Below are 10,939 nucleotides of genomic sequence, written 5' to 3'. Positions count from 1 at the left end.
GCCCGGCCCTGGTGTGCCGGGCGGCAAGGCCGGCTCCGGCCGGGCAGTTCGCCACCTGCCGATGCGTCCGGGGTATCGCCGCAACGATCCCCGGGCGCCGCGGTAGGTGGCGAACCGCAGGCGACGGGGCGCCCTCGGCGGTCGGCCACCTGCGGTTCGGACGCGCCTCAGATGCTGGTGAGGCTGACGTTCTCGAAGCTGGGCTTCGGGGCACGTGTTTCCGGCTTCGGGACGGACGGCACGATCGAGACGGTGAGAGGGCCGTCCGGCAGCAGCCCCTGTTCCGTCAGCCGTTGCACCTGCTCGGTGACGTCGTAGCTCGCGTCGTGCCCGCCGGCACCGGCCATCCCGAAGAAGGAGATCCAGCCGACGAAGTAGGGGCCTTCCGGGTCGAGGTCGCCGCTGGGGCCGTTGAGGAAGACGTGGAACGGCGTCCCGGGCGGCAGGTCGGAGTGCACGTTGTGCACGGTGAGGATGAGGTTGGTCTGCGGCTCGTCGCTGGCGGCGAGTGAGCGCATGGCCCCCGCGACGCCGCTCGGCTCCAGGGTCACGGTGGTCGGCGCCTGGACGTCGAGCAACTGCCTGGGGTTGCCGACGACGGAGGCCGCCAGGACCCGTTGGCCCGCCTGCGGGGCCGGGGCCGGCGGTACCATCGCCCGGCGGGTGCCCGCCCCGTCGGTCAGCGACTCGTAACTGTAGTTCTGCGCATCCTTCAGGACCGTCTCGGTGGAGGGCCGCTTCTGCTGTCCGGTCTCGTCGAAGAAGATGAACTCGTGGTCCAGCCAGGATGTGTGGTCCGGGTTGAGGTTGTCCTTGGCCAGCCAGCCCGACCAGAGCCGGTCGATGTTGGCGTGGTGCAGCCAGAAGATCGGATCACGGGCAGAGCCTTCCACCCGGGTCATCCAGCCGCCCACACCACCGTGGACCTGGTTGTGCGGGACGTCCTCCAGGTCGCCGAAGGCGCGCTGGAAGTGGATCATGTCGGTGTAGGTGATCTCGCTGCCGAAAGTGGGCTGGATGGTCTGCCCCCGGCTCTTCGTGGCGGCGAAGATCGTCTCGCTCATCGCGGTGAAGGGATTGATGTCCGAGTAGGGGAGGACCTGCTTGGCGTCGTTCACGCCCAGGCCGCGATACTGGGTGTTCCAGAAGTCCTCCCTGGGCGGGTCCAGGTCGTCCCGGACGAAGAGCGGGTTGTCGACCGTGAGGTTGGTGCCGCCCGGGCGGTCCGGCATCTTCGGGCTGCGGAAGGCCGCCGGAAGCGCGCGCGAGGTGAAGGTCGTGGGCCGGGCCTTGGTGGGTGCGTCCAGGGCGTAGTTCCAGTAGGGCAGGGCCCAGGTCGTGGAGGGGTCGGGGGTGATGTTCTCCTCGGCTGCGATCTCCTTGATGGCCGCCCGGATGATCCGCTCGAAGTACCAGAGGTAGCCCCGGTGCCACGGCAGGAAGAACCAGCCGCCGTGCGGACACTGGTTGAAGGCCTCGTTCTGCTCCGTGACGGTGGGCGGGACGCCGTGGATGCATCCCTGGAACACCCAGCTGGTCGGGTCGGTGAGGGGCCGCTGCTGCAGCCGTCCCACGGCCCGGGCGTACCAGTACAGCACCGGATCCCAGTCGTCCATCTTGCTCGCGTCTCGTCGCACGAACGTACCGTTCGACATGTCACTCCTAGGTTTGGGCGGGACGCCCTGGTCGGGCGCCCCGGATTCGTACCGGCGGCGACGACCGCCCCAAAGGTGTTTCGTCGGCAAACGTTCGGGAGGGTGAACCGCGCGCGCTATCCGGACGTGCAGCGCTGGCGCGGCGGGCTGGGCGCAGGACCCTGGAGCGAGGTGCTCGATCTGCCTCACCTAGTCCAGGAGGGACGAAATGAACGTCAACGAGTTGACCGGGACGTACACCTACCGGAGCTTTCTCGAGCTGCCGGATCCCGTCGACGACTTCAACAAGCTCCGGTTCGCACAGGCGGAGCTGAGGCTGGTGGCCGCACCGGACGGCGCCGTCAGCGGTGAGCTGATCCTCTCGGATCCGGGCGAGCAACCGTTGATCGTCATGGATATGACCGGTCGGGCATCGGCCTCGTCCCGCGTCTCGTTCACCCTGAGCGGCCGGGGCCGGCCGCCCATCGCGGACTTCCACTACGAGTACGACGGCAGCATCCTGCGCCACTGGGAGACCGGAGTCGACCAGCGGATGGTCCTCGCCGGGACGGTGCTGCGGGCTGAGCCCCACGGAGGTGCGCCCGCCGGGCAGACCGCGAGCTTCCTCGCGGTGCGGCGCGACGACGCGTAACCCTCTCGACCCACGGTCCGGCCGCCGCGTCGGCAGGAGCGTCGGCCGGGCCGCGACGGTCACGGCGGCCCACAGGGCGCCCGGCCCTGTGGGCCGCGCGCGCCGGCCGGTCGGTGCGACAGACCGGGCGGTGTCGATCGCGGGCTCATGCACGGGAACCCCCGTTCCGGTGGCCGTACTCCCGTTCTCCAAGGTAGGCCGGGGCGCCGTGGGGCGCGCGGGGAGCCGGGCCGGGCGCGTCGGCGGTCACCCTCCGTTCCCACGGCCGCGGCAACAGGGAGTGACCAGAACTGCGGGGTACTACAACTGACGAACAGTCGGCGCCGCTGCGCCCCGGTCGGACCGGCACCAGCGCGGCGCTGCGGCCGGGGGGCCCGGCGTTCCCGGCACAGCGTCGGCCGATCCGCCGTCAGCTCATGGCGAGCAGCATGTAGAACATGCCCATCGCCATCACCGTCCGCCGCGCGGCGACCAGCCCGGACGAGGTCAGGACGGCCGGGCCGCCGGCGCGGGTGAGCCGGGCGCCGGCGGCCGGGCGTGGCAGGAACGAGCCGGCGCCCCAGAGGACGTAGCCCAGGAAGTACGCGGCCAGGGCGAGCAGCGCCCACTCCGGTACGGCGGAACCGATGCTCTCGTGGGTGGCACCGCCACCGGCGTGCTGGTGCGCCGGTGCCATGCACAGCACCAGCGCGGCCATCGCACCCGCACTGAGGACGTGGTGGGGGTAGTGGCTCCAGGCGCCCGCGAATGCCGAGCGGGGGTGGCGGCCCAATCGCCCCGCCAGGAGGAGTGTCGGCCAGGCCACCGAAGCGGTGAGCAGGGCCGCCCACAGGACGGGTGACAGGGGGTCGAACGCCGGCGCCATCATCCCGACCATGGCGAGTGCCATGACGATCTCGGTCGGTTCCAGCCGACGGTCCGGGCAGCCACGTCCCACGACGACCAGGACGCAGTGGACCGTGCAGCAGCCGGTCAGGGCGATCAGCAGGGCGGTGGCGATCACGGGTTCATGCACGGGAACCCCCGTTCCACGGTCGCGCCCCGACCCCGGTGGAGTCGGGCGACGATCCGGCCGTTGTGGGAGGCCCTTCGCCTGGTGAGCGCCCCGTGGGCTCCCCTTCCACGGTAGGCCGGGCTGTCGTACGACGCTCGGGGAGGCCGGCCGGTGCTGACGCCCGCCTCCGCGTGCACCACGAAGGCGGGCACGCGGCGCCCCGGCGACCGGTCAGCCCGAGGAGTCCCGGCCCCGTCCGCGCCGCCACCACCGGACACCGGCGGCAGCGGCGAGCACGTCGAGGCCGATGCCGACGCCGATGGGGACGGTCGGTGACGGGCCGCCGTCCTCACCGGCGGAGGCGGGCGACACGCTCGGTGACGCGGACGGCGACGCGGACGGGGCGGCACGCGGGGTGGCGGTGCCTGCGGCCACGGTGCTCGTGCACCAGCCGGGTCCGCGCCGCCCCCACGACGGACCGGCGTGCCCGGAATCGGGTGGTGGGGGCTCCGGGGTGGCGGTTCCGCGGACCGGGGTTCGGGGGCCTGCTCGACTGCCCGTGTCGGGAAGGGGGCCGGGGTCACGTCCTCCCGTGCTCCCGGAGGGTGCGGCGGGCGGCGCCCAGGACGAGCAGGGCCCAGAGGACGCCGACCCCGCCCACGACGTAGACCCCGCCGCCGAAGGGGGTCTCCCCGTCGGTCGCGGCCGGCGGGGCCCAGCCCTCCGGGTCGACGAGGACCGTGATGGTGGTGCCGACGGACGCCGCCGACGAGCAGCCCGAGCCGTCGTACGAGCCGTGCGGCAGCGGCAGGCCGTCGGCTCGGCGGATGCCGCACGTCCAGCTCACCCGGCCGCTCCTGTCCTTCTGGCGGTGGGCCGAGGTGATCACCACGTCGGCCGCCGTCCCGCGGTGGTCGATCAGCTCCGCACGGAGGCTGTTCACCGGTGTGACGATCAGGAGGATGCCCAGCAGGACGCCGGGCCAGAGCACCCAGCCGCTGGCTCGTACCACCACCAGCCCGCCGAGCGCCCCGATGAGTACCAGGACGGCGAGGATCATGCCGGCGGCGTTGTAATCGGGGTTGGTGGCGATCGCCAGCAGCCCGACCATCAGCACCGGGGCGAATATCCCGGTCAGGAGCGCCGTCCGGCGGACGGTACGGGGCGACGGTCGCCGGTCGTTCCCGGCGCGCCTCCGGCCGGCGCCCTTCCGGCCGGCGGGCCGAGGTGGCCGCACCACGCCCTCGGCGAGTGGTCTCTTCTGCTTCTTCGTCCGGCTCCGCGCCATGCCGCCCCCCGTTCGGTCGCTGACCAGTCGCACGTCTGACTGCCCGTGCGCCTGACTGCCCATGCCTCTGACTGCTCGTGCGTCTGACTGCCCATGCGTCTGAGTTCCCGTGCCGCCACAGTGTGACGCAGGCTCCGGGGGTCGGGAAGTGGACCACCGCTGCACAAGCGTGACCACAGGATCGGCGCGAACCCGGTTCCCGCCCCTGTTGGGCGGGTACACCCGCAGCGACCGCCGCCCGGTGGTGCGCCGGCCCCATCGGCCTCGCCGCCCGCGGCCCGACAGCCTCAGCGCGTCAAGGGGGCCGTTCCATGTCCGATCACCCCTCAGTCGATCACCCCTCAGCCGGCCATCAGGCCCAGGACGAGCAGACCGTGCGACGCCTCCGCCTGGGCATCGGCGTCCTCGGCCTGCTGCTGCCGATCGTCCTGCCCGTCGGCAACAGCCTCACCTCCTCCCGCATCGCCCTGCTCAGCTCGATGAGCGCGTCGTACTACAGCCACATGCGCAACGTCTTCGTCGGTGGCCTCTGCGCGATCGGCGTCTTCCTGATCTGCTACCGCCACGACCGCCGGGAGGACCGCCTGAGTTCGGTGGCCGGCGTCCTGGCGATCCTGGTGGCACTCTTCCCCGCCGAGCCACCGGCGTCGGTCACACCACACCCGACCACCGCGCAGACGATCATCGGCACGTTCCATCTCTGCTTCGCCGCAGGCCTGTTCGGCGTACTCGCGTACTTCTGCCTCCAGCTCTTCGCGGATTCGCCGTCCACGGGCGGGCGGCGGCCCGCGCGCGACTGGGTGTACCTGGTCTGCGGCTGGGTGATCGTGGCGTGCGTCGTCGTGGTCGCAGCCGGGGCCGTTCTCCACCTCACCTGGGACTCGCCCCTGACCTTGATGTACGCCGGCGAGGCGGTCTCCGTCCTCGCGTTCGGGGTGGCCTGGTTGGTGAAGAGCGAAGCCGTCGTCACCTTGGTGCCGCGGCCCGTGCCGGACACCGCCACCTAGTCCTCAGCCGCGTTGGGGGCGGGCATCAGTGCGGCTTCGGGAGGATCCGGACCTCCCGGTCGCACGTCCCGGCCGCGAGGCCACACGCTCGTAGCCTCGGGCCCACCGCCCGGGCTCGCGCACCGGCCGGTCCCGCCGCACACGGCCGCACATGACCGAACACGACCGAACCTCGGCTTCCGGCCGGGGAACTGAACCGGGGTACTGAACCCGGCGTACCGCGGTGGCCTCCGCGTGCAGTCCCCGGGCGTCGGCTTCCACGGCCCCAGGCGGTGCGTTCCGGATCACCGCCGCGCTGCGCATCGTCGCTGCGTTGCGCACGGCGTCAGGCCCGGCCGGTGCGCGTTCATGGTCCGGGCGGTGCCTGGCGGGCGGGCCGGCGGGCCACCGGTGGGAGGCCGAGCCGGTGGGCGCCCGCGATGGCAAGGCCGGCGGTGAAGGCGAGCACGTGGCCGACGGCGGACACCTCGCCGTCCCCGATCCCGGACAGCAGGTCGGGGGCGGCGACCGCCAGCATCACCAGCCACACCGCCCGCGACCACACCGGACGGGCCAGCCCGGTCGCCACCGCCAGCGCGGCCACCACGACGTAGGACGGGCCGGTGTCCAGGACGTGCGCCTCGGTGGTCGGCAGCGAGCCGTGCTCGATGCGCCACCACACCAGTGCCTCCGTCAGTCCGGTCGCGGCCACGTGGGCGAGGGCCAGCGCCGCCACCGTGCGACGGGCGCCGAGCACCGAGACCACCGCGAACGCGGAGAGCGCGAACGCCGGCCACACCCACACGGTGTTCTGCGGCACGAACGCGGACACCACCAGCGACTCGACCGGGTGGCCCGACGGCCACGGGCGCAGGTTGTCGAGGTTGGTCGACGCCCATTCCCGCAGCGCCACCACCCGCTCGGGAGGCAACAGCCGCAGGACCGGCCACATCGCGGTGAGCACGGCCACGTACCAGAACGCCGGGTTGCGGACCAGGCGCCGCAGCGGAGGAAGCGTCGGACGCATGCCGGCCACTGCCGGGCGCGACGCCGACGCCGACGCAGAGGTCGACGTCGAGGCCGAGGAGGACAGGGCCGATGACGAGGATTCAGTGTGCTCCGACACCCGCCGATCGTATGCTGCCGCCTGCGCTCCTCCGGTCACGCCCCTGCCCCTGTCGGCGTCCGGCCGGTTCATCGGTCGGACGCGTCGGAGAGGCCAGGCGGGTCGGACGGGCCGTACAGGCCGTAGCAGTCGTGTGCGTCCGGGTGGAGGTGAGGCGCCGGTGCCTCCAGGGGGTCACTGGCGGCTCCACGGGCGGATGAAGTCGTGGAGGGCCCGGAGGGCTGCGGGGGCGAGGGTCTTGGTGTTGACCGGTGTACCGGCCTGGTGGAGGAGGTGGTCCAGGCCGTGCAGGGTCTTCAGCCCGGGGCCGCCGGTGTGAGCGGCGGCAAGGGCGTTGACCAGCGGGGGTGTGGTCCGGCAGGGGATGTTGGCGTCCGCCGTGCCGCAGGTGACGATCACTCGCGTGCCGGGGGCGATGCGGCGGGCCGCGTCGGGCGGGTAGATGGCGTCGTCGGTGCGTACGTATCGGGCCATCAGCGGGCCGAAGCCCCCGTTCAGTGTGGTGGCGATCGGCGGGATGATCCCGCTGGTGTCCACGGGACGGCCCGCGCGGAAGTCCGCGATCGCGCGGGAGGTGTCCTTCTTGTTGGCCTCGCCCTGCTCGGCGGTGAGCCGGCCGATTGCGACGTACTGGTCGATCTGGTCTGCGAGTTGGTAGTCGAGGATGTCCAGGATGCGTTGGTCCTGGGGTGCGAGCAGGGCAAGGCCGGCCGGTTCCGGGCGCACGACCGGGGCGACCAGGAGGGCGCGCAGAGCGCCCTCGCTGTGTCCCACGATCAACAGGGCGTGCGGGTCGGCCTCCGGCTGGCTTCGCAGCGCGCCGTAGGCGGCGGCGGCCTGCCTGGTGAGGGCGTCCATGTCGATGCGGCCGGGGTCGTCGGTGTACCGGCCGAGGCCGGTCTGTCCCGTGCGGTACTTGTCGAACCGCAGGGTCATGACCTCGTCCCCGCCGAGGGCGTCCGCGATGAGGGTGAGGGTCGAGGGGGTGAGTGCGGGCGGCTCGTCGCCGTTGCGGTCGGTGGGGCCGCTGCCGGGCAGGAGCAGGGCCGCGGCCATCCGGTGGCCGGCGCGGTGGGCGGGCACGTGGACGGTGGCGTACGTGGTGGTGCCGTCCGCGTCGAACTGCACCTCGCGGTCGATCGCCGGCAGGAGGCCGCGGACGTCCGGGGTTCGGGCCGTGCTGGTGGTGGTGCCGACGGTGGTGGCGGCTATCAGGGTGGCGAAGGCGGCAAGAGCCCGGCTGTGCCAGTTCACGGGTGTCTCCAGTGCGTGATGGGTGGTCGTGGATGGGTGGGGTGAGCTGATGAGCCGGCGCGATGCCGGTGGCACCACGACGGGGAATCGGTGATCAAGCGGAGTTTCAACCGGCCTTGAAAATGCCGGAGTTGACGGCCCTGCGGCGACGACCGGAGGACGGTGGGAATGCCGGTGTCCGGCTGCTCGGCCGTCTGCCGCGCAGGTCTCGGTTCACCGCCGTGGCGCGCTCGATGAGTGCCACCGCCGTACGCGGATCGGAGAGGTGAGCGACCGGATCCATCGATGGAAGTGCCGTCATGGGCCCGGCCTGCCAAGAGTTCCGCGGCCGACCGAACCCACTTCGGCCGCGTCGGATCCGCTGGGGCGACCCGTGAGGCGACCCTACGCAGTTGAGGAACGATCAGTCAAGAACGATCGTTCCTAAACGTGTGTCGGCGGGGTCGAGCGGCCGTACGGGCCGCTTCCAGGCTGGGCCTCGGGGGCCTCGGGGGCCTCGGGGGCCTCCGGAGGCCTTCCGGTCGCCCGGCCGTCGGGCCTCTCGCCCCGCCCGCGATGCGGCTGTACCGACGTCAAGTTGGGGTTTTGTGTTGAGTCTTGTGAGTTGCTGATGTGTGCAATATCGTATTGCACTGCCGTCGAGATCGACGGTTCGTGATTCCCCCACGTCAGTGCCTCGCCGACGGCGACTCTCCGAGTGCTGTCGCCGAGGTGCTCCTGCAGTTCCCGTGCGCACCCGCATCTCCCGATCGATGCCTCGGTGTGCCACGGCGCAGAGCCGACCCACCCCCAACCAGCCGTGGCCGGGCCCGTTCTTCGGGCTGCCCGCGCCCCGGCCCACTCACTCCCTCGGGAAGCCCCCACATGCGCACATCGCCACATCGCGTCGCCGGCATGCTGGCCGCCATGGCCCTCGCCGTCTCCGGCCTCGGCGCGACCTCCCTCGTCACCGCCGCTCCGGCTGCCGCTCTCGGCAACGGCAACGCCCTGACCCCGCCCATGGGGTGGAACTCCTGGAACAGCCTGGGCACCCAGGTCAACCAGACCCAGGTCAAGCAGACCATCGACTTCATGGCGGCCAACGGTCTGGTCCAGGCCGGCTACAACACCGTCACGATCGACGACGGCTGGTCGGTGCGCCACCGAGACGGCCAGACCGCGGACTTCGCGAAGAACCGTGACAACGGCATGCAGCTGTACGACAACTACGGCAACCCGGTCTCCGGCACCGACGGCTCCGGCAACGACCCCACCAGCGGCCACCTGGTCCCCGACGCCGGCCGCTTCCCCTCGCAGACCGTCAACGGCCGCACGGTGAACGGGATCGAGTACCTGGCCTGGTACGCGCACAGCAAGGGCATGAAGTTCGGCCTGTACGCCACCGCCACCTACACCACCTGCCAGGGTCACCCCGGCAGCCTGGGTCACGAGACCACCGACGCGAACGACTTCGTCGCCTGGGGCGTCGACTACGTCAAGTACGACGACTGCCCGTACGGCCCGACCATCGTCGGCCCCGACGGCTACAGCTACTACCCGCAGGGCCAGGGCAAGGAGCTCACCAAGTCCATCTACGCCCGGACGCAGACCTTCCAGCGGGCCCTGGACGCGGCCACCGCCGCCGCGGGCAGGCCGAAGGTGACCCTCAGTCTCTCCGCGCAGCCCGCGCACACCGGCATCCCGTACCTGCTGGACGCCAACGACCCGGCCCGTACCGACCCGCTGATCGTGGCCGCCGGCGTCCAGCCGCACCAAGCCGCCGGCTACTACCCCACGGGCGTGTGGTGCGGCCAGGTCGCCAACCTGTGCCGGATCGGCGGGGACCGGGACAGCGAACTGGACGGCGTTCTCTACAACGGTCAGCTCCAGACCGCCCTGAGGTACCCGGGCAACGCCCACCCCGGCAGCTGGAACGACATGGACATGATGTTCGCCGGCTGGCAGGACGTGAACGGCATCTGGGGCGTCACCGACTTCAACAAGGGCAGCAAGCCGTTCACCGACGACGAGTCGCGCACCGAGCTGTCCATCCTGTCGATGATGGCCGCCCCGCTCATCTCCGGCGCCGACCTGCGCACCACGGCCGACGCGCAGCGCTCCGCGAACGGCTACACCTGGTCCACCGGGATCAACTCCTCCGCCCTGGCGCTGCTGAAGAACCCCGACATGATCGCCATCGACCAGGACGGCCTCGCCAAGCCGGCCACCCTGGTCGGCACCCCGCCCACCTCCCCGACGGCTCCGGTGATCCTCAAGCGCCAGCTCGCCAACGGTGACCTGGCCGTCGCCCTGATCAACCAGGACCCGAACAACTGGGCCATGCCCAGCGCCAGCTTCACCGACCTCGGCGTGACCGGCTCCAGCTACTCCTACCGCGAGCTGTGGACCGGCGCGACCGGCACCACCACCGGCACCATCGGCGGCAACTGGATCCCCGCGCACGGCGTCGCCCTCTACCGCATCGCCGGCGCGAGCATCGGTATGGGCAGCGGCAACGACGGCAACCGGCCGAGCGTCGTCGGCGACGGCAAGTACCACGCGATCAGCGCGGGCGGCACCGGCGGCCAGGCGCTCGAAGTCAAGGGCGGCTGCTACGCCCCGATCGGCGGCAACTCCGGCATCAACGCCTACCAGAGCGGCAACGCCGCCCAGCAGTGGCTGTTCACGCTCAACGCGGACGGCACCGTGACGATCACCGACAACTGCTACACCGCCACCCAGACGCACACCGTGCTCGCCGCCGGCGGCGGGGTCGGCAGCGCCTACCTGCTCAACCCCACGGCCAACAACCCCTGGCAGAAGTGGAAGATCACCCAGAACAGCGCCGGCGCGCTGACCATCACCAACGTCGGCAACGGCCTGGTCCTGGACGTCGCCGCCACCGCCGGTTCGACCGGGATGACCAACCCGGCCAACCCCGCCGCAGCCGGGCAGAGCTGGACCGTCCTGTCCTGACGCTGCTGATCCGGCAACGGCCGGGCCCGGCACGGTGCACCACCGTGCCG

General features: G+C 71.8%; 9 protein-coding genes. 3 read left to right on the top strand and 6 right to left on the bottom strand.

Translation table 11 applies throughout. The annotated features are described in order from the left end of the window. Positions 1-167 precede the first annotated feature (167 nt). Complete coding sequence (locus tag ACFC1F_RS40640; RefSeq protein WP_376166501.1) at positions 168-1,655, bottom strand: tyrosinase family protein; 1,488 nt, start codon at positions 1,653-1,655, stop codon at positions 168-170. A 208-nt stretch (positions 1,656-1,863) separates the two neighbouring features. Between ACFC1F_RS40640 and ACFC1F_RS40635 the strand changes: the two genes are divergently transcribed. Continuing rightward, positions 1,864-2,286, top strand: a complete 423-nt coding sequence (locus ACFC1F_RS40635; RefSeq protein WP_209414235.1) for a hypothetical protein — start codon at positions 1,864-1,866, stop codon at positions 2,284-2,286. Between the two features lie 409 nt (positions 2,287-2,695). Here the strand turns inward: ACFC1F_RS40635 and ACFC1F_RS40630 are convergent, their stop codons facing one another. The 3 genes from ACFC1F_RS40630 to ACFC1F_RS40620 all read right to left on the bottom strand — a co-directional run bounded on the left by ACFC1F_RS40630 (position 2,696) and on the right by ACFC1F_RS40620 (position 4,397). Beyond that, entirely contained in the window at positions 2,696-3,301 is a 606-nt protein-coding gene (locus ACFC1F_RS40630) for a DUF5134 domain-containing protein (protein ID WP_209414236.1), read from the bottom strand. 210 nt (positions 3,302-3,511) lie between these two features. Continuing rightward, a complete protein-coding gene (locus tag ACFC1F_RS40625; protein WP_376166498.1) occupies positions 3,512-3,715 on the bottom strand; it encodes a hypothetical protein in 204 nt (67 codons plus the stop codon). A gap of 145 nt (positions 3,716-3,860) precedes the next feature. Continuing rightward, entirely contained in the window at positions 3,861-4,397 is a 537-nt protein-coding gene (locus ACFC1F_RS40620; protein WP_376166496.1) for a hypothetical protein, read from the bottom strand. Positions 4,398-4,942: 545 nt separating this feature from the next. On the opposite strand from ACFC1F_RS40620, the gene ACFC1F_RS40615 reads away from it, so the two are divergent. Continuing rightward, positions 4,943-5,575 carry a DUF998 domain-containing protein gene (locus ACFC1F_RS40615; RefSeq protein WP_376166494.1) on the top strand — a complete coding sequence of 211 codons (633 nt, stop codon included), beginning with the start codon at positions 4,943-4,945 and terminating at the stop codon, positions 5,573-5,575. A gap of 346 nt (positions 5,576-5,921) precedes the next feature. On the opposite strand, the gene ACFC1F_RS40610 is transcribed toward ACFC1F_RS40615, so the two are convergent. Further along, positions 5,922-6,581, bottom strand: a complete 660-nt coding sequence (locus ACFC1F_RS40610; RefSeq protein ID WP_376166492.1) for a rhomboid-like protein — start codon at positions 6,579-6,581, stop codon at positions 5,922-5,924. 273 nt (positions 6,582-6,854) lie between these two features. Then, positions 6,855-7,934 (bottom strand): alpha/beta hydrolase family protein, encoded by a 1,080-nt coding sequence (locus tag ACFC1F_RS40605; protein WP_376166490.1) that lies wholly within the window; start codon positions 7,932-7,934, stop codon positions 6,855-6,857. A gap of 864 nt (positions 7,935-8,798) precedes the next feature. Between ACFC1F_RS40605 and ACFC1F_RS40600 the strand changes: the two genes are divergently transcribed. Beyond that, positions 8,799-10,889: an alpha-galactosidase gene (locus ACFC1F_RS40600; protein WP_376166488.1), complete on the top strand. Its 2,091-nt coding sequence runs from the start codon at positions 8,799-8,801 to the stop codon at positions 10,887-10,889. The last annotated feature ends 50 nt before the right edge of the window (positions 10,890-10,939 follow it).

Source organism: Kitasatospora sp. NPDC056181, assembly GCF_042266225.1.
Taxonomy (GTDB): Bacteria; Actinomycetota; Actinomycetes; order Streptomycetales; family Streptomycetaceae; genus Kitasatospora.
The sequence above is the reverse complement of the archived record's forward strand: the minus strand, read 5'-3'. Positions and strand labels throughout refer to the sequence as shown.